This window comes from Prescottella subtropica, assembly GCF_005434945.1.
In the GTDB taxonomy this organism is placed as follows: Bacteria; Actinomycetota; Actinomycetes; order Mycobacteriales; family Mycobacteriaceae; genus Prescottella; species Prescottella subtropica.
This window is the reverse complement of the sequence record NZ_SKCH01000001.1, coordinates 320,635-340,660: the sequence shown is the minus strand read 5'-3', so window position 1 is coordinate 340,660 and position 20,026 is coordinate 320,635. Positions and strand designations below refer to the sequence as shown.

General features: G+C 69.0%; 20 protein-coding genes. 8 read left to right on the top strand and 12 right to left on the bottom strand.

Features of this window, described 5'->3' with window-relative positions; all coding sequences use genetic code 11:
* The first annotated feature begins 14 nt into the window (after nt 1–14).
* The 4 genes from aztD (at nt 15) to E0497_RS01515 (ending at nt 3,773) form a co-directional block, all read left to right on the top strand.
* Nucleotides 15–1,262, top strand: a complete 1,248-nt coding sequence (gene aztD, locus E0497_RS01530) for a zinc metallochaperone AztD (RefSeq protein ID WP_137723002.1) — start codon at nt 15–17, stop codon at nt 1,260–1,262.
* Nucleotides 1,263–1,424: 162 nt separating this feature from the next.
* The gene (locus E0497_RS01525) at nt 1,425–1,904 is read left to right on the top strand and encodes an alpha-isopropylmalate synthase regulatory domain-containing protein (protein ID WP_137723001.1); all 480 of its coding nucleotides are present in this window, start codon (nt 1,425–1,427) and stop codon (nt 1,902–1,904) included.
* A 15-nt stretch (nt 1,905–1,919) separates the two neighbouring features.
* Nucleotides 1,920–2,573, top strand: coding sequence for an alpha/beta hydrolase family protein (locus E0497_RS01520; protein WP_137723000.1), 654 nt, complete (start codon nt 1,920–1,922; stop codon nt 2,571–2,573).
* Between the two features lie 81 nt (nt 2,574–2,654).
* A complete protein-coding gene (locus E0497_RS01515) occupies nt 2,655–3,773 on the top strand; it encodes a baeRF11 domain-containing protein (RefSeq protein WP_137722999.1) in 1,119 nt (372 codons plus the stop codon).
* Nucleotides 3,774–3,779: 6 nt separating this feature from the next.
* Here the strand turns inward: E0497_RS01515 and E0497_RS01510 are convergent, their stop codons facing one another.
* The 5 genes from E0497_RS01510 to E0497_RS01490 are packed head-to-tail and all read right to left on the bottom strand — an operon-like array spanning nt 3,780 to nt 8,192.
* Nucleotides 3,780–4,526, bottom strand: coding sequence for a Clp protease N-terminal domain-containing protein (locus tag E0497_RS01510; RefSeq protein WP_170312826.1), 747 nt, complete (start codon nt 4,524–4,526; stop codon nt 3,780–3,782).
* Nucleotides 4,527–4,585: 59 nt separating this feature from the next.
* Nucleotides 4,586–5,572 carry a glycine betaine ABC transporter substrate-binding protein gene (locus E0497_RS01505; protein WP_137722998.1) on the bottom strand — a complete coding sequence of 329 codons (987 nt, stop codon included), beginning with the start codon at nt 5,570–5,572 and terminating at the stop codon, nt 4,586–4,588.
* Nucleotide 5,573: 1 nt separating this feature from the next.
* Nucleotides 5,574–6,290, bottom strand: coding sequence for an ABC transporter permease (locus E0497_RS01500; protein WP_170312841.1), 717 nt, complete (start codon nt 6,288–6,290; stop codon nt 5,574–5,576).
* A 41-nt stretch (nt 6,291–6,331) separates the two neighbouring features.
* On the bottom strand, nt 6,332–7,543 hold the full coding sequence (locus E0497_RS01495) for an ABC transporter ATP-binding protein (protein WP_137722996.1): 1,212 nt from the start codon (nt 7,541–7,543) through the stop codon (nt 6,332–6,334).
* Nucleotides 7,536–8,192, bottom strand: coding sequence for an ABC transporter permease (locus E0497_RS01490; RefSeq protein WP_137722995.1), 657 nt, complete (start codon nt 8,190–8,192; stop codon nt 7,536–7,538). The genes E0497_RS01495 and E0497_RS01490 overlap by 8 nt, the downstream gene beginning before the upstream one ends.
* A gap of 178 nt (nt 8,193–8,370) precedes the next feature.
* Here E0497_RS01490 and E0497_RS01485 point away from each other — a divergent pair, with 178 nt between their 5' ends.
* Nucleotides 8,371–9,159, top strand: a complete 789-nt coding sequence (locus E0497_RS01485; RefSeq protein WP_137722994.1) for an SDR family NAD(P)-dependent oxidoreductase — start codon at nt 8,371–8,373, stop codon at nt 9,157–9,159.
* 1 nt (nt 9,160) lies between these two features.
* Here E0497_RS01485 and E0497_RS01480 read toward each other — a convergent pair whose 3' ends face one another.
* Nucleotides 9,161–9,904 (bottom strand): MgtC/SapB family protein, encoded by a 744-nt coding sequence (locus E0497_RS01480; RefSeq protein ID WP_241665650.1) that lies wholly within the window; start codon nt 9,902–9,904, stop codon nt 9,161–9,163.
* Nucleotides 9,905–10,099: 195 nt separating this feature from the next.
* On the opposite strand from E0497_RS01480, the gene E0497_RS01475 reads away from it, so the two are divergent.
* A complete protein-coding gene (locus E0497_RS01475) occupies nt 10,100–10,939 on the top strand; it encodes an alpha/beta hydrolase (protein WP_137722992.1) in 840 nt (279 codons plus the stop codon).
* A gap of 6 nt (nt 10,940–10,945) precedes the next feature.
* On the opposite strand, the gene E0497_RS01470 is transcribed toward E0497_RS01475, so the two are convergent.
* Entirely contained in the window at nt 10,946–11,911 is a 966-nt protein-coding gene (locus E0497_RS01470) for a DUF2889 domain-containing protein (RefSeq protein ID WP_137722991.1), read from the bottom strand.
* 169 nt (nt 11,912–12,080) lie between these two features.
* Between E0497_RS01470 and E0497_RS01465 the strand changes: the two genes are divergently transcribed.
* The gene (locus E0497_RS01465) at nt 12,081–14,660 is read left to right on the top strand and encodes a LuxR C-terminal-related transcriptional regulator (RefSeq protein ID WP_137722990.1); all 2,580 of its coding nucleotides are present in this window, start codon (nt 12,081–12,083) and stop codon (nt 14,658–14,660) included.
* Here E0497_RS01465 and E0497_RS01460 read toward each other — a convergent pair whose 3' ends face one another.
* The 3 genes from E0497_RS01460 to E0497_RS01450 all read right to left on the bottom strand — a co-directional run bounded on the left by E0497_RS01460 (nt 14,661) and on the right by E0497_RS01450 (nt 17,444).
* On the bottom strand, nt 14,661–16,220 hold the full coding sequence (locus tag E0497_RS01460) for an acetyl-CoA hydrolase/transferase family protein (protein ID WP_137722989.1): 1,560 nt from the start codon (nt 16,218–16,220) through the stop codon (nt 14,661–14,663). It lies immediately after the preceding gene.
* Nucleotides 16,221–16,390: 170 nt separating this feature from the next.
* On the bottom strand, nt 16,391–16,717 hold the full coding sequence (locus E0497_RS01455) for a branched-chain amino acid transporter permease (protein ID WP_137722988.1): 327 nt from the start codon (nt 16,715–16,717) through the stop codon (nt 16,391–16,393).
* Nucleotides 16,710–17,444, bottom strand: a complete 735-nt coding sequence (locus tag E0497_RS01450; RefSeq protein WP_137722987.1) for an AzlC family ABC transporter permease — start codon at nt 17,442–17,444, stop codon at nt 16,710–16,712. Before E0497_RS01450 ends, E0497_RS01455 begins: the two co-directional genes overlap by 8 nt.
* A gap of 79 nt (nt 17,445–17,523) precedes the next feature.
* On the opposite strand from E0497_RS01450, the gene E0497_RS01445 reads away from it, so the two are divergent.
* The gene (locus tag E0497_RS01445) at nt 17,524–17,958 is read left to right on the top strand and encodes an Lrp/AsnC family transcriptional regulator (RefSeq protein ID WP_137722986.1); all 435 of its coding nucleotides are present in this window, start codon (nt 17,524–17,526) and stop codon (nt 17,956–17,958) included.
* 11 nt (nt 17,959–17,969) lie between these two features.
* Here E0497_RS01445 and E0497_RS01440 read toward each other — a convergent pair whose 3' ends face one another.
* Both E0497_RS01440 and E0497_RS01435 read right to left on the bottom strand, forming a co-directional pair.
* Nucleotides 17,970–18,860 carry a S1 family peptidase gene (locus E0497_RS01440; RefSeq protein WP_137722985.1) on the bottom strand — a complete coding sequence of 297 codons (891 nt, stop codon included), beginning with the start codon at nt 18,858–18,860 and terminating at the stop codon, nt 17,970–17,972.
* A 51-nt stretch (nt 18,861–18,911) separates the two neighbouring features.
* Entirely contained in the window at nt 18,912–19,997 is a 1,086-nt protein-coding gene (locus E0497_RS01435) for an acyltransferase family protein (RefSeq protein WP_137722984.1), read from the bottom strand.
* Between the last annotated feature and the right edge of the window lie 29 nt (nt 19,998–20,026).

Sequence of the window (20,026 nt, the reverse complement as noted above, 5' to 3'; positions counted from 1 at the left end):
ATAGACCTTGCGGCATGAACCGCACCGATCCCCGCCCCCGACGTTTCACGCTGGCCGCATCCGTCGCGGCGTGCACGGCACTTCTCGCCGGCTGCACGGGCACCGACGCCGCCACGTCCACCACGACGAGCCCGGACGCCTCGACCACCGCGCCCGCCCAGGTCCGGTCCGCGACGCCACGGCTGGCCGTCACCTACGACGGCGGCGTCCTCGTTCTCGACGCCGAAACCCTCACGGTGGTAAATGAATCCGAGCTTTCCGGATTCAATCGGCTGAGCCCGGCCGGCGACGACCGGCACGTGATCGTCTCCACCGCAGGCGGCTTCCGGGTCCTCGACACCGGCACGTGGTCGCAGACGCACGGCGACCACGCCCACCACTACACGGCGGCACCGACGCTCACCGACATCATGTTCGGCGCCGACGAGCCGGGCCACGTCGTGCGTCATGCCGGACGCACCGTGCTGTTCGACGACGGCACCGGGCGCATCGCATCGTTCGACCCGACCGCACTCGCCGACGGTGTCCCGCCCACCTCGACGTTCACCACCCCGCACCCACATCACGGCGCCGCCGTCGAACTGCCCGACGGCCGGCTGATCACCACGCTCGGCGACGAGACGGCCCGCACCGGCATCGTCGTGTACGACGCGGGCCGCACCGAGATCGCCCGCAACGAGCAGTGTCCGGGCGTGCACGGGGAGGCGATCGCCGCCGACGGCGCCGTCGTCTTCGGCTGCCAGGACGGCCTGCTGATCTACCGTGACGGCGCGATCACGAAGATCACCAGCCCGGATCCGTACGGGCGGATCGGCAACCAGGCCGGATCGGAGGCGTCCCCGGTGATGCTCGGCGACTACAAGACCGACCCAGACGCGAAGCTCGAACGCCCGGAGCGGGTGTCGCTGACGGACACGGTGACCGGGGAGTTGCACCTGGTGGATCTCGGGACGAGTTACACGTTCCGGTCCCTCGGCCGCGGCCCGTTCGGAGAGGCGCTCGTGCTCGGTACCGACGGCGCCCTGCACGTGCTCGACGCGTCGTCCGGTGCGGTGCTCCGACGCCTGCCCGTCGTCGACCCGTGGACCGAACCGGTGCAGTGGCAGACTCCGCGACCGGCACTGTTCGTGCAGGGTTTCACCGCGTACGTCACCGATCCGACGACCCAGCGGATCCATGCCGTCGATATCGAGACCGGCGAGGTCACGACGTCCGCGGAACTGCCGCACACCCCGGACGAGATCACCGGCGTCCACGGCTGACGGTTGCATGCCCCCGGAGTCGCGCCTAGACTTCTCGGCCATGCAGCGCATCGAGGTAGTAGTTCACCGCCGTAGCGGGGTCTGAATCGGACCGACCCCTCGCTGCGGGTCGTCGAGCTATCTCCCGTCGGTCCTTCCTTCAGTTCAGGAAGACCTCGCATCATGCGCACCTCTCACGCTTTCGCCGCCCCCTCTCCGTCGTTCTCGGACGATCCGTTCTTCCACCGTTTCGGTGCCCGTCTGCCGCGTGACCTGCGCGCCCAGGCGCATGGCCTGAGCTGGTCCGAGTTCACGGCGCGGTTCGCCCCCACCGGCGGCCCGGTCCGTCTCGGCGCCTGGACCGCGGCCACGCTCGGTGCCGGCCGCAGCACCTACACCGCGACGCTCGGCATCGGTGACCGCATCACGTCGGCGTCCGCGGCGGCGACCGGTCCGATCGCGGCACTCACCGCGATGCTGTACGACGCGGGTTTCCAGCTCGAGATCCTCTCGTTCCACCAGCAGTCCACGCCCGCCGGCACCGCGACGTTCGTCCTGTGCGAGCACGACGGGCAGCGCCGCTGGGCGACGGCGATCGACGCCGACGGCATCGCGTCGTCGCTGTCGGCGATCATCGCGGGCGCCAACCTGCTGCACCGCTGACTACTCTCGACGGTCATGGAGACTCCGTGCGCACCGTTCGACATCGACGCCGACGGTGTGCAGGGGTATCTGCACCGGCCTGACGGGGACCCGGCCGGTGCGGTCGCTCTGACGCACGGTGCGGGCGGGGACTGCACGTCGGAGTTGTTGCGGGCCATGGCCGCCGGGTTCGCCGAGCGGGGACTGCTGGTGCTGCGGTACAACCTGCCGTTCCGGCAGCGGCGGGCGTCGGGTCCGCCGCACCGGGCGCATGCGGCACAGGATCGGGACGGCATCGTCGCGGCAGCCGCTGCGGTCCGCGCGCTCGAGGACGGGCCGCTGATCCTGGCCGGCCATTCGTACGGGGGACGCCAGTCGACGATGCTCGCCGCCGAATGCCCGGATGTCGCGGATGCCCTTGTGCTGCTGTCGTATCCGCTGCACCCACCGAAGAAGCCGGAGAAGTCGCGGATCGAGCACCTGCCGCAGTTGCGGACTCCGTCGGTGTTCGTGCACGGCGACCGGGACCCGTTCGGTACCCCCGACGAGATGCGGGCCGCGCTCGAACTCGTCCCCGCCGAGCACCGGCTGATCCTGATCGAGGGCGGCCGGCACGGACTCGATCCCGGCCGCGGCGACGTGGTCGCGCGCACCGTCGACGCGGCGGCGGACCTGACGTCCGGGCGCTGAATCCCGGCCGGTCGTCGAAACCCTGCCGAGGCTTGCCGTCGTGGGTACGCTGAAACCGACCAACTACCGGGAGGTCGAGGAATGCTCTACAGCGATATTCCGAGTCACGCCGAGATCCGTCGGCTCGCCGGGGTGGAGGGCCAGACCTGCATCTCGATCTACACCCCCACCGAGGACGACGTCCAGGAACCGGGCAAGAGCCGCATCGAATTCACCAACCAGGTCAAGGCCGCGCTCGACGAGGTCACCGATCCCAAGGAACGCGCGACGCTGGAGAAGGCGTTCGGTGACCTGATCGACGACGAGGCGTTCTGGCGCTACCAGGCGCGCACCCTCGTCGTGCTCGCCACACCGGAGAGGGTGCGCCGCTACCGGCTCCCCAATCGACTCGGAGCGTGCGCGATCGTCAGCGACCGCTTCTACATCAAGCCGCTGCTGCGGACGGTGACGTTCCCGCAGACCGCGTTCGTGCTGGCCCTCGCGGAGGGGTCGGTCCGGCTGATCGAGGTCACCGCCGACCAGGCACCGTCGACGGTGCACGTGCCCGGTCTACCGGCCGACGCCGCGAGCCACGCCGGTGTCGAATCGCTGGGACGCACCGCACCGGGCCGCGTCCACGGCCGGGTGCAGGGCACCGAGGGCCGCAAGCTCCGCGTCCACGAGTACGTCCGCGCGATCGACCACGAACTGCGCAGCGTCCTCACCGGCCGGGACATCCCGATGATCCTGGCGGCCGCGGAACCGACTGCGTCGCTGTACCGTTCGGTGAACAACTATCACAAGCTGCTCGACGAGGGCATCCCCGGCAATCCGGAGGAGATGACCGACGAGCAGATCGCGCAGGCCACCCGGAAGGTTCTCGACGGCTTCTACGCACAGCAGCTCGCCGACACCCGCGCACAGTTCGACGATCTGCGGTCGAAGGGACGCGCCCAGGTCGAGATCACCGACGTCGCCCGGTCCGCCACGTTCGGCCGGATCGACACCCTGCTGGTCGACATCGAGGGTGTCGTGCCGGGCACCATCGACCCCGAGAACGGCACGGTCGCCCTCGCCGAACTCGACGGCAACCACGCGTACGGTGTCGTCGACGAGATCGCCCGGCGGGCACTGCTCACCGGGGCGAAGGTGCTCGCGGTGCGGTCCGGCGACGTCCCCGAGGACGTGCCGGCCGCCGCGATCCTGCGGTTCGCCGAGTAAGGCTCCCTACCGGGTCTGCTCGCCCTGCGCGGCGACGATCGCCGAGAGCACCTCGGTGACGAAGGCATCGGTCGCGGCCTTGTCGACTCCGGCGTCGGCCAGCACCCCGGCCCCGTCCTCCTGCTCGAGCAGCGCCAGCAGGAGGTGTTCGGTACCGATGTAGTTGTGTCCCAAGCGAAGCGCTTCCCGGAAGGTCAGTTCGAGGACCTTCCGGGAGGCCGCGTCGAACGGGATGAGATCGGGGACGGCGTCGACGCGGGGCGGGAGGACCGCGGTCGTCGCGACGCGCACGGTGTCGGCGCCGATGCCCTGCACGGCGAGAGCCCGCACCGCGAGCGCGTTCGGGTCGCCGAGCAGACCGAGCACCAGATGCTCGGGGGTGATGGTGTCGTTGCCGGCTGCGCGGGCCTCGTTCTGCGCGGCCATCACCACGTTGCGGGCACGTGGCGTGTACCGGCTGAATCCCTGGCTCGCATCGAGGTCGGCCGGCTCCCCCGGCCCCTTCGGGACGAACCGTTTCTGCGCAGCCTGCTTGGTGACGCCCATGCTGTGGCCGATATCGGTCCACGAGGCGCCGGTGCGGCGGGCCCGGTCCACGAAGTGCCCGATCAGATGGTCGGCCAGCTCACCGAGATGTTCGGCCGCGAGCACCGCATCGGTCAACTGTTCGAGGGCGTCGACGTGCACCTTCTTGATCGCGTCGATCAGATCGTCGAGTCGGACGGGATTCGACATCGGTACCGGATTCGTCATACGTCAACAACAAGTTGACGATCCCCTGTCGTCAACCAACGGTTGACGATCGAGCGTTTTCAACTCTTCGCCGTCACGAACCCCTGGCCGACCATCCAGTCCCGTGCGACGACCGCCGGGTCCTCACCGTCCACGTCGACCCGGCGGTTGAGGTCGGTGATCACCGCGTCGGTGAGGAGCGCGGAGACCGGGGCCATGACCTCCGCGATCGCGGGGTGGTCGGCGGCGAAACCCTCCCGCATGATGATCGCCGGGTTGTACTTGGGGAAGAACTGCCGGTCGTCCTCGAGGAGCACGAGGTCGAGGGCCGCAATCCGGCCGTCGGTGGTGAACACCTCACCGAACCGGCACTGGCTACCGTCGGCGGTCGCCTGGTAGATGATGCCGGTCTGCAGGATCCGCCGCTCCACCCCCTTCGGATCGAATCCGTACGCGGCCGCCATGCCCGGGAATCCGTCCTGCCGGACATTGAACTCGGTTTCGACGCACGTCGCCGCGGCCGCCGGATCGCGGTGCACGAGTTCGGCGTAGTCGGACAGGGTCCGCACCCCGGTCTCCTCCGCGACCCGCCGGCTCGTCGCCAGCGCATACGTGTTGTTCATCGGTGCCGGATCGATCCACACCATGCCGTTGCGTTCGAGGTCCTCGTCGCGGACCGCCTCGTACTGGGCACGGGAATCCGGGATCGGCTTCTCATGGCCGAGATAGTTGATCCAGCCGGTGCCGGTGTACTCGTAGGTGACGTCGATCTGGCCGGCGATCTGGGCGTCCCGGACACTGTTGGAGCCCTGGATGTTGCTCAGGTCGCGGACGTCGGCACCGGCCGCCGCGAGCGCGAATTCGATGATGTAGCCGAGGATGATCTGCTCGCTGAAGTCCTTGGAGCCGACCGTGATCCGGACACCCGCGAGGTCCGGCACGGGCTCGATGCTGCCGGCCCCCACCTTCAACGGGACGGCGCTGCCGGATTCGAGTCCGCAGCCGGCCGCGACGACCAGTGTCAGCATCAACGTCGCCAGGACCCGGACCCGCCGTGTCACCGTCATGTCACCGCAGTCCCTTCGGTCCGAGGAACGATTCGGCGAGGGCGCCGAGCCAGTCGACCAGCAGCGCCAGCGCGACCGCCAGGACGGCGCCCACGACGAGAGTCACGTTGTCGCGCAGCTTGTATCCGGTGTCGATGAGGATGCCGAGCCCACCCGCGCTCACCAGGAAGCACAGGGTCGCGGTGCCGACGGCCAGCACGAGCGACGTCCGCAGACCCGCCAGGATGTACGGCACGGCCAGCGGGAACTCGACTCGTCGGAGCACCGTCGGCGCCGACATGCCCTGGCCGCGGCCGGCGTCGATCAGCGCCGGATCCACCTGCTGGTAGCCGAGGATCGTGTTCCGCAGCACCGGCAGCAGCGAGTAGAACGCGATCGGCAGCACCCCGATCCAGAAGCCCGTCGTCCGCGTCGCGAGATAGAACAGCACCAGCAGACCGATCGCGGGCGCCGACGCACCGATGTTCGCGATGCCCACGAATATCGGTGCGAGCCTGCGGAACCCGGGACGGGTGAGCAGGGTGCCGAGCGGCACCGCCAGCGCCAGCACGATCACCACCACCACCACGGTGATGAGCACGTGCTGCCACGTCAGGGTCGCGATGTTGCCGACGCTGATGCTCGCCTGCTGGGTCGCCGTCAACTCGCGGGTGAACGCCCAGCCGAGGACGCCGGCGGTCAGCAGCAGCACCAGCAGCGGCTGCACCAGCAGTCGCATGCGCTCGGCACGCGCGGTGGCCTCCCGGCCGGTGTCGGCGGTCACGACGACGGGTCCACGGCGTGGTCCCCGGCAGGGTCCCCGGCGTGGTCGTCGGCATGTTCGTCGCGCACCACCTGCAGGGCTTGGACGAGTGAGTCGATCGTGACCAGTCCGACGAACCGGCCGCCCCGATCCGTCACTGCCGTGGACGCGCTGGCCTGCACGAGCAGTGCCTCGAGTGCGTCCTGCAGGGTCGAGGTGACCGAGACGTTCTCGCCGACCGGGTCTCCGACGGATTCGAGCGAGGCCGCCGACACCAACTGCTCGGCCGACACCCAGCGCACCGGACGGTCCCGGCCGTCGAGGATCACCGCCCACAGGGCGTCCTGCTCGTCGAGGGCCCGGCGCAGATCGGCGACCGACCCGTCCGGATAGGCGGTGGGGCACGGTGTCAGCTCGATGTCGCCGACCCGGGACAGGGTGAGCTGTTTGAGGGATGCGTCGGCACCGATGAACCCGGCGACGGTGTCGTTGGCGGGGTTCGCGAGGATCGCCTCGGGGGTGTCGTACTGCATGATGTGCGACCGGTTGCCGAGGACCGCGATCCGGTCACCGAGTTTGACGGCCTCGTTGAAGTCGTGGGTGACGAACACGATCGTCTTGCCGAGATCGGACTGCAGCCTCATCAACTCGTCCTGCAGCAGTCCGCGGGTGATCGGGTCGACGGCACCGAACGGCTCGTCCATGAGCAGCACCGGCGGGTCGGCGGCCAGTGCCCGGGCCACCCCGACCCGCTGCTGCTGCCCGCCGGAGAGTTGCCGCGGATAGCGCCCGCGGTACGTGTCGGGGTCGAGACCGACCAGGTCGAGCATCTCGTCGACCCGTTCGGAGGTGCGTTTCTTGCCCCAGCCCACCAGGCCGGGCACGGTGGCGACGTTCTTCGCGACGGTCAGGTGCGGGAACAGCCCGGCCTGCTGGATCGAGTACCCGATGCCGCGGCGCAGCCGGTCCGGGTCGATCGCGTGGGTGTCGTGACCGGCGATGGTGATGGTTCCGGACGTCGGCTCGATCAGCCGGTTGATCATCCGCATGGTGGTGGTCTTGCCGCAGCCGGACGGCCCGACGAACACCACCGTCTCCCCCGCCGGGATGGTCATCGAGACGTGGTCGACGGCCGGATCGTCCTGCCCGGAATAGTGTTTGACGACGTCGTCGAGCACGATCTCGACGCCCTTGCCGGTGCGTTCCTCGTCGGTGAGCAGTTCAGTCACGGATCCCCCTCGAGGTGGTGAGGCGCCCGAGGAGGACCAGCAGTCCGTCGAGGGCGAGCGCGAGAACGACGATGAGCACGGTGCCGGTGAGGGCCTGCGGTACCGCAGTGGGGCTGCCCACCCGGGACAGGCCCGAGAAGATGAGGTTGCCCAGGCCCGGCCCCTTGGCGTAGGCGGCGATCGCGAGGATGCCCATGAGCATCTGGGTGCTCACCCGGATGCCGGCGAGGATCGACGGCCACGCGAGCGGCAGTTCGATCCGCCCCAGCACGTGCAGTCGGCCCATCCCGACGCCCTTCGCGGCGTCGGTGATCGCGGGATCGACCGCGCCCAGGCCGACGATGGTGTTGCGGATGATCGGCAGCAGTGCGTACAGCACCAGCGCGGTCACGGTCGGGGCGACACCGAGGCCCAGGACGGGGATGAGCAGGCCCAGCAGGGCGAACGACGGCAGCGTCAGGACCGTGCTGGCCAGGCCCGTCGCGACCGCCGACCCGGCCGGGCTGCGGTAGACCACGATCCCGATCACCACCGCGATGACACCGGCAATGACCACCGACTGCACGACTGCGCTGACGTGGAGGAACGAGTCGGTGAGCAGTTGCTGCCGCCGCACCGACACGAAGTCCCACCAGGTCCGGAAATCCATCCGGGGCCTCCTTCCGGCACCGAGTCGATCCCCCTACCCTTCCCCGGATCGTGACATTCTGCTGGGCAATCGGCCGATGAAGATCACTGAGCGAGAAGCGGCCTTCCGTTCACGCCGACCCCGCACCATCGTCGGGGTGGGCCGGGCAGTCCGGTCCACGACGCACTACGGAGGACGCATGGCACGGCTCGACGGCAAGGTTGCGATCATCACCGGAGCGGCCCAGGGTATGGGCGCGGCGACGGCCCGACTCTTCGCCGCCGAGGGCGCCCGGGTGGCACTCGGCGACGTTCTCGAGGATCGGGGCCGCGCGCTCGCCGACGAACTGGGCGACGCCGCGTTCTTCGCCCCCCTCGACGTGAGCAGCGAGGCGTCGTGGACGGCGTTCACCGAACAGACGGTCGACCGGTTCGGGGCCGTCGACATCCTCGTCAACAACGCCGGCGTGATGCACTGGGCGCCGATCGAGGACCTCGACGTCGCGAAGACCGAACGCCTCCTCGACGTCAACGTGCTCGGAAACCTGCTCGGCGCCAAGGCCGTCGTCCCGACGATGAAGAACGCCGGGCGCGGCGTCATCGTCAATATCTCGTCGGTGGACGGGCTGCGCGGCGTCAACGGACTGGCCGCCTACACGGCCAGCAAGTGGGCGGTGCGGGGACTGACGAAGGCCCTGGCCTACGAGTTGGGGCCGTCCGGGATCCGGGTGTGCTCGGTGCATCCCGGTGGCGTCGACACCACCCTCGGCAATCCGGCCGGCCTGAGCGGCGACGACCTGCAGAGCAAGTACGTCGGGGTGCCGCTGCAACGGATCGGGGAGAGCGAGGACATCGCCCGCGCCACCCTGTTCGTCGCGAGCGACGATGCCGCCTACATCTCGGGTGCCGAACTCGCCGTCGACGGCGGCTGGTCGGCCGGCACCTACTATCCGGGTCTGCCCGGCACCCCGGCAGCCCTGCTGCCCTGAGCTATTCGTCGTCCTCGTACTCGTCGAGTCCCGTGTCGTCGAGGTCGCGCCGCCCGGCGGTGACCTCGACGACACCGTCGATCGACGCGAGCCGATCCGCCAGTCCCGCCAGCCCGCCCCGGCCCTCGACGTCCATCGTCAGGCGCACGGTGCCGTCGAGTTCGGACCGGCTGGTGCCGACGTGGGTGACGGCGTAGTTCATGTCGGTGGCGGTCTGCAGGATCTGCCGCAGCAGACCCCGGCCGTCCACGTAACGAAGCTGGATCGGTTCGCGTCGTACCCGGCTGCCGGGCACCCGCCGCAGAATCGGCGGGTAGACGTACACGACCACGAAGTAGGCGACCGTCACCGCGGCCGCGAGGACCGGCAGACCGGCACCGCACGCCGACCCCACGGCCGCACTGATCCAGATGGCGGCCGCGGTGGTGAGCCCGCGGACGGCATCCTGCCGGACGAAGATGATTCCGGCACCGATGAATCCGATACCGGAGACGATCTGGGCGGCGACCCGGGACGGATCGAGGTTCACGGTGCCGACCGCAACCACGTCCGAGAATCCGAACTTGCTGATCAGCACGAACAGTGCCGCCCCGACACCGACGATCGCGTACGTCCGGATACCGGCGCTCTTGCGCCGGAACTCGCGTTCCAGGCCGATCGCCGAGCAGAGGAACAGCGCGTAGCCGAGGGCGATCAGCTGCGCCCAGCCCTGCCCGGTGGTCTGCCCCCACCAGATGGAACTCACCGGCCCCATTCTGGCACCCGGACGGCGATCCGGTATCCGTTCGACCACACCCGTTCGAGTGTTTTGTCCCCGATCGGCGACCGAAGTCCATACCGAATAAGCAACTTCGGGTCACGGAACCGAATCCTTCATGCATCGTGATGGCAGCACACGTAGGCATTCCGCAGGCATTTCCCGTCCCGGAAGGACCCACCGATGCCCGACACCTCACCTCGACCGCACGTCCCGCCGACACCCCGCGGCGCGCCGCCGGTGATGTTCGTCCACGGGTTGTGGCTCGCCGCGGCGTCGTGGGATCGGTGGCAGGACAAGTTCGCCGCCGCCGGGTTCCCGACACTCGCCCCCACCTGGCCGGGAGAGGTGCCGAGTATCACCGACACCCGCGCCCGCGCCGACGCCCAGGCGGGTATCGGCCTCGACGAGATCACCGCGCACTTCGCGGAGGCCATCGCCCCGCTCAACCGGAAGCCGATCGTCGTCGGGCACTCGTTCGGCGGTCTGATCGCGCAGAAACTCCTGGCTGCCGATGTTGCGGCGGCCGCGATCGCGATCGATCCCACGGCGATCCGGGGTGTCCGCGCGGCCCCGCTCGCGCACCTGAAGTCGTCGTTCCCGGTGCTCGGGAACCCGGCGAACGCCAAACGCAGCATCACCCTGACACCGGATGCGTTCGCGCACCGCTTCGGCAACACACTCGCCCGCGACGAATCCGACGAACTGTACGAGCACTGGACGATTCCGTCCCCGGGTCGGCCGCTGTTCGAGACGGCGCTGGCGAACCTGCGCCCCGGTTCCCCGACTCACGTCGACACCGACGTCGAGCGCGGTCCGCTCCTGATCCTCGGCGGCGGGCAGGATCACACGGTTCCCGAGTCCGTCAGCCGCGCCACGCACCACCGGTACCACAAGGCGCACACCGACAACGACTACGTGGTGTTCGCCGATCGCGGGCACTCCCTCACCGTCGACCACGGCTGGGAGGAGATCGCCGACACGGTCCTCGACTGGTTGGCGGCCAAGGGTTTCAGCGCCTGACCGGTTTCAGCGCCCGATACTGCGCAGCAGATCGTTGAGGTGCGTGCAGGTTCCGACACCGCGGAAGTCGCGGCGCACCCGCTCGTCTATCCGCTCCAGGGTCGTTCCGACGAGCGTGCCCGCGCTCGCCACGGCGCCGGGGCAGTCGAACCACGGCAGTACACGCGGTGTCGCGACCGCGTGTTCGATCACGCCGGTCGCCTCGTCCGCGACGACCGCCAGCTCGTACTCGTGGATCACGGTCTCGACGCCGTCCACCCGCCGATAGGTGTCGCGGAACATCGCGTCGACGCGGATTGCCCCGTCCATGTGGTGGCGGTCGATCCGCCGGATGCGCCGCATCCCGTGTTCGGCGAGCGGCTCGGACATCCACTCCGGCGCGTCGAGTGCGGGTGCGTCGGGGCCGTCCGCGACCGGGCTGCGGCCCCGCTCGGCAATCGCCGTCATCAGCGCGCCGCCGGCCGCGTAACCCGCGCACTGGTCCGCGACCGGAATGTATCCGCTACTCACAGTGACACTTTCATTGCCGGATGTCCGGGCCGCCGATACCGCGTGCCCGGAGATCAACACTCCGACCGGAAGGTCGTCGAGCAGCGCGGCCAGCGGCGCCGAGATGCCGGCCACCGTGTCGAGGTCCGCCCGGCCGCGGAAGCCCGCAATCACCGACGCCCCCACCAGCGCCGCGAGTTCCGGCAGTTCCGGAGAGGTTTCGAGATGGAGCAGGACGCGGCCACCGTGGTAGTCGACCGTGGCCTCGAGCCGGGCATCGTCGTACGACACCGGTCGGCCCCCGGAGTCCGTCGTGACGTCGAGGGCCCGGCCGCGGACGGTGAGGTCCCCGGCCGGGCCGTGCGGCCGGACGAGATCGAGGCAGGTGAGGCGCCGCCACGAACCCGGCTGCGCGGCAGGCATGTCGGCTCGCGACTGCCGCACGTCACCGTGCAGTTGCCGATCCGGCGGGTATGCACTCATGCTGTCGACCGTGCCACGATCCGTGGCGCGGTATCGAACCGGTTCTCACGAGACGGGACGCCGGAGGCACGCGCAGCCCCGATTTCCGGGTTTGCGATGATCAGATCAGTCGAACGGCTGGGGGTGGTTCCGGGTGGGTCGAAACAGAGACGTCCGCAGCGTCGGTCGTGTGCCGCGCCGTGCGGCCGGGTGGGCTCCGCCGCGCACCCGGCTTCACGCCCGCCTGGACCGCAATGCGCCGGTCACCGTGATCCGTGCCCCGCACGGATTCGGCAAGACCGACCTCGTGTCCTCGTGGTCGGAGTCGGTGCGGCCCGGTTTCCACGCGGTTCTGCAGGTGCCCGCCCCGGACGACGTCGTCGATGCCGACACGTTCTGGAATTCACTGATCGACGTCGCACGATCGATCGGGATCGTTGCCGGGGAAGGGATTACGGATCCCGCACTCGCAGCCGCCGAGAGAGTTCGGGATCTCCTCGCGTGCAGCGACGCACCGATACTGCTCGTGCTGCCCCGGATCGACCTGGTCGACGACGACCGACTCGAGGACGAGATCGAGCATCTGCTCGACCGGTGCCACAACGTCACCGTCGTCGCCACCGCGTGTGCCCGCACCCTGCTCGGGGATCCGATCCTGATGGAGCCGACCCACGAACTCGTGTCGGCTCGCGACCTGCAGTACACACTCGACGACGCGGCGGAACTGTTCGAGTACGCCGGAATCGACCTCGGGCCAGGGGAATTGGAGTACATTCAACAGCGGGTCGGCGCGCTGCCCGAACTGATGCGGGTCGCCGTGGCAGTCGCGAAGAGCCTGCCCGACGTGCCGGGGCGACGCGAACTGCTGACCCACCGCCTCGACACCGCGATCGACCGTTTCGTGCACGACGCCGTCCTCGGACATCCGGCGGTCGAGGGTGACCGCGACTTCGTGACAGCGGTGGCGTCCGCGCGGATCGTCACGGCGGAGGTCGCGGCCCTGCTCACCGGTGTCGACGACCCCGCGTGCCGGCTCACACGGCTCGAGCGGGCCGGAATCGTCACCTACTGCGAGACGACGGTGGGCGACGCGTGGGAGTTCCCCGGCCCCGTCCGCGAGCGCCTCCTCGTCCTGCAGGACCGGGCCGGTCTCGAACCGGGACGCCGCCTGACGACGCTGGCACACCATGCGGCGGATGCGGGTGACGCCGCCGGCGCCCTGTCCTACGCGATCGAGGCCCAGGACTGGGCGCTGGTCGTGGAACTCCTCGAAGCGCACTGGATCCACTTGGTGGGCAGTCATTTCGGACTGTTGCGGGCAACCCTGCGGGATCTGCCCGACAGCCTGATCGCAGAGCGTCCCGTCATCAAGGCCGGACGCGATCTGTTCCTGCTGCTCGGCACCCAGCCGACCATTCCCGCGGACACGTTGCCGAGCGACCCGGCCGCCATGGAGGCCCTCGGCGCCACCGACGCGGCCCGCGACGCCCTCGCCGTCGGGTGCATCCAGTCGCTCATGCTTCGGCTGGCCGGGGAGCATGCGCGGGCCGCCGCGACCACCCGACTGCTCTCGCATCTGGTGCGCGGTGCGCTCGCGGCCCGCCCCGACGACATCGGCCCGGGTCTGCCGATCATGCGCCTGCAGTGGGGTATCACGTATCAGCTCGCCGGTGCGATCGCCGAGTCCGCGGTGGAGTTGCGCCTGGCCCACCGCGGTGCGTCGGGCCCGCATGCCCCGCCGTCCGAGGGCGTCAATCTGGTGGCCCGCAACGCGGCCGGGAATTCAGCCCTGAACTGGGCGATCATCGGTGAACCGCGGCGAGCCGAGGAATGGATCGACCTCGAGGACGCCCACCCGGACCCGGACGGCTGGCTCGAACCGATGGTCAAGGTCGGCGGACTCGCCGCCCGGGTGATCGTCGCACTCGACCGACTCGACTTCGCCGCCGCCGGCCGGTGGCTCGACGAACTGGGTGAGGCACCGGATCGGGAAGAGTTGTGGCCGTACGTCACCTATGCCCACTGCCGCTACGCGCTGGCCACCGGTCAGGCGTACACGGGGATGGCGGTGCTGCAGCGCGCGATCGCCTCCCGGGCGGCGGTGCTGCGCCCCGGTTCGGTGGCCGCCCGGGTGCTGACCACACTCGACGTCAATCTGCGTCTCGCCCTGGGGGAAGGCAACCGCGCCCACTCGATCCTCGACACGCAACCGCTCGAGTACCCGCTGACGGTGGTCACGGCCGCCCGCGCCCACATGCTGACCGGCGCACCGGAGACCGCGCTCGCACTGTGCCGCACGTGCGATTGGTTCAGTTACCCGTTCACCCGCACCCAACTCGAGGTGCTGCTGGTCGAGGCCGCCTCACATCTCGCGCTCGGCGAGAGGATCGCCGCGGTGCAGGCGTGGACGCAGGCCACGGCGATCGTCGACCGCACCGGACTGCTGGGCACGCTCGCGACGGTGCCACGGCGCGTCGTCGTCGAACTCGACGCCGCTGCGCCGCACCGGTCGTCGTCCGCCGCCACGTTCCTCGCCTCCGACGCCCCCGAGATGTACCCGCCGACCGTCCACCGGGTGGGGCTCACCGAACGTGAGCACGCCGTCCTCGCCGCGCTGGCGCAGGGGCTGTCGACGCTCGAGATCTCACGGGAACAGTTCGTGTCGACGAACACCGTCAAGAGCCAGCAACGGTCCCTGTACCGGAAGATCGGTGCACACTCCCGCGACGAGGCACTCGAAATCGCTTACCGGACAGGTTTGTTGAGCTGACTATCGCATCGTGCCCGTCTCGAGGAAGCGCTGGTGGAACGAGAGTGCTCCACCGAGCAGGTGCGGGGTGTGCCCGGCCGACGGAGCGTGCTCGGCGCGGTCGACGTAGTCGAGCAGCATGGCCCGGTAGTCGGGGTGCGCGCACTTGTCGATGACGACACGGGACCGCTTGCGCGGGGACAGGCCGCGCAGGTCGGCGAGGCCCTGTTCGGTGATGAGTACCTGGACGTCGTGCTCGGTGTGGTCGACGTGCGGGACCATCGGCACGATCGAGGAGATCGCCCCGTTCTTCGCGGTGGACGGGCTCAGGAACAGCGACAGGTAGCCGTTGCGGGTGAAGTCGCCCGAGCCGCCGATCCCGTTCATGATCTTCGTCCCCATGACGTGGGTGGAGTTCACGTTGCCGTAGATGTCGGCCTCGAGCATGCCGTTCATCGCGATCACCCCGAGGCGGCGGACGATCTCCGGATGGTTGCTGATCTCCTGCGGCCGCAGCACGATGTGCTTGCGGTAGAAGTCGATGTTCGACACCAACTCGTCGATCCCGGCGTCGGTCAGGGCCAGCGACGTTCCCGACGCGTACCGCACGGTGCCGTTCTTGATCAGGTGCAGCATGCCGTCCTGGATGACCTCGGAGTAGCAGGTCAGTCCCTTGTGTGGGCCCGCGTCGAGGCCCTGCAGGACGGCGTTGGCGACGTTGCCGATACCGGACTGCAGCGGCAGCAGACCGTCGGCGGGCAGCCGCCCCTTCGACACCTCGTACTCGAAGAAGTCGATGACGTGCGCGGCGATGGCCTTGCTGATCTCGTCCGGCTGGGCCAGTTCGCTGGCACTGTCGCGGGCGTTCGTCTCGACGACCGCGACGACCTTGCGCGGGTCCACCGTCATGGTGGGCTGCCCGATCCGGTCCTCGACGTCGGTGAGCAGGATCGGCTTGCGGTGCGGCGGCAGCGCGGTGCCGTAGTAGACGTCGTGGATGCCCGTCATCTCCTCCGGCACCCACGAGTTGACCTCGAGGATCACCCGGTCGGCGACGTCGAGCCACGTCTTGTTGTTGCCGATCGACGCGGACGGGATCAGTTCCCCGGTCTCGGTGATACCGGAGATCTCGACGACGGCGACGTCGACGTTGCCGTAGTAGCCCTCCCACACCTGCTGCGCGACGTGCGAGAGGTGGATGTCGACGTAGTCCATCCGGCCGCTGTTGATGTTGCCGCGGGCGGTGGGCTCGGACTGGTACGGCATCCGCAGCGAGATGCCGTCCACCTCGGCGAGCATCCGTTCGGTGCTCGCGGACACCGAGGCGCCGGTCAACAGATCGACGGTGAAGTTCGCGCCCTCACCGCGGACCTGCCGGATCCGTTCGGCGAGCGCCGGAATCACCTCCTTCGGGGTGCCGGCGCTGGCGAAACCGCTGATCGCAACGGTGTCGTGCGGGTGGATGAATTCGACAGCCTCCTGTGCGGAGGTCACCTTGTTACGGAACACCGAACTGCGGATCCTGGTCGAGGTCCCGGTCAGATCGAGTGATGTCCCCGTGTCGTCTACGTGCTGCGTCACAGTGACAAGGCTAACGCCGGACGGGCCGATGACTCCCCGACCACGAACCGATGAAAACGCCGTGACGTGCGGTTTCGATCACACGTGAGGGATGTGAATCGGTGACGCGTCCGGAATGTGCGCCGAACGTGCGTCCCGGCGCGACGAACTGCATCGGTTCAGAAATCTGTTCAGACGAACAGCCAGTTGTGGAGGACGACGAACGCCGCGGTGCCGCCGACGATGCTCAGCAGTGCGTGCGACCGCCACAGGTGCAGTCCGACGGTGACGGCCAACGCGACGGCGACCGGCACCGACGACGCGGGCGCCGGCGTCATGTTCCGGAGCGTGTAGACGGCGAGGATCAGCATGATCCCGACCGGCATGTGCGCGCCCAGGTAGTGGACGACGGCCGACGAGCGCAGCGGCGCGATCACCGCGAACGGCAGCGCCCGCAACGCGAACGTCACCACCAGGATCACGGCGAGGGCCGAGAGGATGTACGACACGTCAGGCACGGGCGGCGCTCCTGCGCTGCCACCCGTAGCGCACCAGCAGGGCCGCGACGAACAGGCCCATCGCGACCACGAGCATCTGCTCCCGGGCGACGACGAGGGCGACGAGGGCGCTCAGCAACGCGAGGACCGTGGCCGGGACGTCCCGGCGGGCACGGAACGCGTCGATCGTGAGCACCACGAACAGCGCGGTGAGCGCGAAGTCCAGGCCCTCGATCTTCATCGGCAGCGCATTGCCGACCAGGGCGCCGGCCACCCCGCCGAGCACCCAGTACAACTGGCAGCACACCTGAATGAGCAGGATGCGGCGTCCGGTCAGCGATTCTGGATCCTTCGACGCGGTGACCGCGTACGTCTCGTCGGTGAGCGCGTACATGCTGTAGATCCGTGCCGCCCGGCCTTTGATCCGGTGCAGTGGGAACGACAGCGCGTAGAAGACGTGCCGGAAGTTGACGAGCAGCGTCGTCATCGCGATCGACGCGAGCGGGGTCACCGCGAGGACGAGGCCGATCACGAGGAACTCGAGCGAGCCCGCATAGATCGTCACGGAGAAGATGGGCGTCCACCACCAGGCGAAACCCGACTGCACCATCAGCAGGCCGAACGCCAGGCCGAGCGGGAACAGACCGAATCCCACCGAGACGGTGTCCCGGGCCGCGGTTCGCAGGTCCTCCCACACCGAGGTGGCGGTCGGATCGGCGACAGCCCGATCGGTAAACGTACTGGTCACACGGCAATATTAGTGCTCATTGCAGGAAATATGGTTGCCGGATATTGCCCACAGAGCACCTGTAGCGCAATATTTCACCGTGGATGATCTCGACCGCGCAATATTGCGCGAACTCACCGTGAACGGGCGTCTCTCCAACGCCGAACTGGCCGACCGAGTCGGCCTCACCCCGTCGCCGTGCCTGCGCCGCGTCCGCCGACTCGAGGCCGACGGCGTGATCACCGGATACCGGGCCGTCGTCGATCCCGATGCCGTCGGACGCGGCTGGGAAGTTCTCGTCAACGCCGAGATCGTCTCGCAGGACCGCCGCACCGTCGAGGCGTTCGAGGCCGCGGTCGGCGCGTTCGACGAGGTGGTCGAGTTCCGGCGGATGATCGGCCGGCCCGACTACTTCATCCGCGTCGCCGTCCCCGATCTGAGCGACTTCGAGGTGTTCCTGCGCACCAAACTCATGGAACAGCCCGCGATCGCGAAACTCGAGTCGCACCTGACGATGAAGAAACTGAAGGGATGACGTGGGTTGCGCTAACTCGCCTTCTGCTTGCCGCGCCCGCGCACGACCACCACCGACACGGCGATCGCCGCCAGCAAGCCTGCACCACCGCCGACCAGCCAGGCCGGATTGAGATCGCTGCCACTGGACATGCCCGTGTCCGCTCCCGGACCGCCACCGCTGATGGTCTCCATCACCCAGCCGTACTGCTCGGCGACGGGCGCATACGCGGCGACCTCGGAAATCCCGCCTTCGCCCTGCCCCAAGGAGGCCGACAGCGTGCCGGCCACCTTTCCGTCCACGAAGAGCGGGCCACCGGAGTCACCGGGCTGCGTCTTTCCGCCGTTGTGGGTGTCGACGTTGATCATCTGCTTGCTCCCGAACAGCGACATGTCCAAGAGTTCCGTGATCTGTCCCTCCGCAACCGGTAGCTTCGTCGTCTTGCCGCTGCCGTCCGGCGACCAGCCGTACAGCCTTGCGGCACCCGACTCGGGCACCGTGTCCGCCACCTTCGGGTAGCCGGCCAACCCCATGTCCTCGACCGTGTGCAGCAGCGCCACGTCCCCCGCTGGGGCGGACTCCCAGTGATCCACCTTCACCCGGCGTTGCTGGTCCCCCTGCCCCAGTCGCACGCTGCCGCCCGGGGTCGGGAACGGTTCGACGCAGTGCCGGGCGGTGAGTACCCACTGCGGCGCGATCGCGGTGCCGGTGCAGTCGCCGTCGAGCGAACCGGTATCGGAGATCTGCGCGGACACCACCGCCGCGGACTCGGCGTTGTCCTCGGCGAAGGTATCGCTGTGCAAGGCCTGCGCCGTTCCCGCCGGCCCCAACGCCACGAACGCGAACCCGGCAACACCGGCGGCGAACAATCGGGATGTGAACATGTTGATCCTTTCCATGGGCCGCGCATTCGGCGCGGCCACGAGTACGTAGAGAAGAAGAGAGTGATGTCGACGGCGAAGGCCGATATCGCGCTATCCGCGCGCCAGTTCGGGACGTGGCGGCAACGTGCGGTCGGCGGCGATCTTGCAGCAGCGCGCCATCGCCCACTCGCACGGCCCCTGTCTGAACCAGAGCGACAGCAGGGTCGAACCCGCAAGTGACACCGCGATCGTGGTCCACCCCAGCACCGGCAGCGAGGTAGGTGCGCTCGGGGTCGAGAACGGCCCGGCGGAGACGATGTGGGCCACGTAGACCGTGAGCGACATCGAGCCCATCACCTGCAGCGGCCGCGTCCAGCGCACAGGGCCACGCCACACCAGCAGGCACAGTGCCAGCGCCGCGAGCGCCCCGGCGGCGACGGTGACTGTGTCCAGCAGGCCCCCGCTGTGCGGGGTGGGGTCGACGAGGGCGACGCCGATGAGCCCGTTGCGGTCTCGGGCGGCCCGCGTGGCCTCGTAGTCGATCGCGCCGTTGCGCATTGCCGCACCGGCGACCGCGACGGCGGCGCCGACGACGAGTGTCCACACTTGTGCCTTCGGGGAACCGAGAAGATGGCGGTACGCCAGGATGCCGGCCACGGTCAGTGCCGCCCATACGGTCACCGGGTAGGGCGGTGTCAAAAAGACAGGCAGCGCCGTGAAACTGGCCACCGCGTGGATGACGGCCGAGGCCGCGACCAGCCACACCGCAAGCACCACAAGCGTTCTGGTGCGCCACCGCGGCGCGACGGCCAGGGCGATGTAGCAGATGCCGATGGTCTGCAGTACCACGAAGATGGTGCCCGACACCGGGGCCAGCAGTTGCTGAAGCAGGATCAGCAGCACGCCGCGCACCATCAGACTGTGACGAATGCCGGCGAGTTCGTCACCACCCGAACGGTTGCCGCGGTCGGCCATGATCGCAAGCGAGACGCCCGACAGCACGGCGAACAATGCCGACGGAAAACCGAGAAAGACCCTCCCCCAAGCACCTTCCGGCGGCATGAGATGCGAAACGATCATGCCGATGAGGGCGAGGGCGCGAGCAACATCGACAGCCACGATGCGCGCGCGACCGCTGCCGACGGCCGCCGGCGGTGACTCCGCCGCAGCAGCGGCGAACGACTGTGTATCGAACATCTTCGCAACGCTACGAACAACGGTGTTGT

What these genes read in the sequence shown, in the direction of transcription:
- aztD (WP_137723002.1), top strand. Translation starts at nt 15, where the DNA reads ATGAACCGCACCGATCCCCGCCCCCGACGTTTCACGCTGGCCGCATCC.
- E0497_RS01525 (WP_137723001.1), top strand. Translation starts at nt 1,425, where the DNA reads ATGCGCACCTCTCACGCTTTCGCCGCCCCCTCTCCGTCGTTCTCGGAC.
- E0497_RS01520 (WP_137723000.1), top strand. Translation starts at nt 1,920, where the DNA reads ATGGAGACTCCGTGCGCACCGTTCGACATCGACGCCGACGGTGTGCAG.
- E0497_RS01515 (WP_137722999.1), top strand. Translation starts at nt 2,655, where the DNA reads ATGCTCTACAGCGATATTCCGAGTCACGCCGAGATCCGTCGGCTCGCC.
- E0497_RS01510 (WP_170312826.1), bottom strand. Translation starts at nt 4,526, where the DNA reads ATGACGAATCCGGTACCGATGTCGAATCCCGTCCGACTCGACGATCTG.
- E0497_RS01505 (WP_137722998.1), bottom strand. Translation starts at nt 5,572, where the DNA reads ATGACGGTGACACGGCGGGTCCGGGTCCTGGCGACGTTGATGCTGACA.
- E0497_RS01500 (WP_170312841.1), bottom strand. Translation starts at nt 6,290, where the DNA reads ATGCGACTGCTGGTGCAGCCGCTGCTGGTGCTGCTGCTGACCGCCGGC.
- E0497_RS01490 (WP_137722995.1), bottom strand. Translation starts at nt 8,192, where the DNA reads ATGGATTTCCGGACCTGGTGGGACTTCGTGTCGGTGCGGCGGCAGCAA.
- E0497_RS01485 (WP_137722994.1), top strand. Translation starts at nt 8,371, where the DNA reads ATGGCACGGCTCGACGGCAAGGTTGCGATCATCACCGGAGCGGCCCAG.
- E0497_RS01475 (WP_137722992.1), top strand. Translation starts at nt 10,100, where the DNA reads ATGCCCGACACCTCACCTCGACCGCACGTCCCGCCGACACCCCGCGGC.
- E0497_RS01470 (WP_137722991.1), bottom strand. Translation starts at nt 11,911, where the DNA reads ATGAGTGCATACCCGCCGGATCGGCAACTGCACGGTGACGTGCGGCAG.
- E0497_RS01435 (WP_137722984.1), bottom strand. Translation starts at nt 19,997, where the DNA reads ATGTTCGATACACAGTCGTTCGCCGCTGCTGCGGCGGAGTCACCGCCG.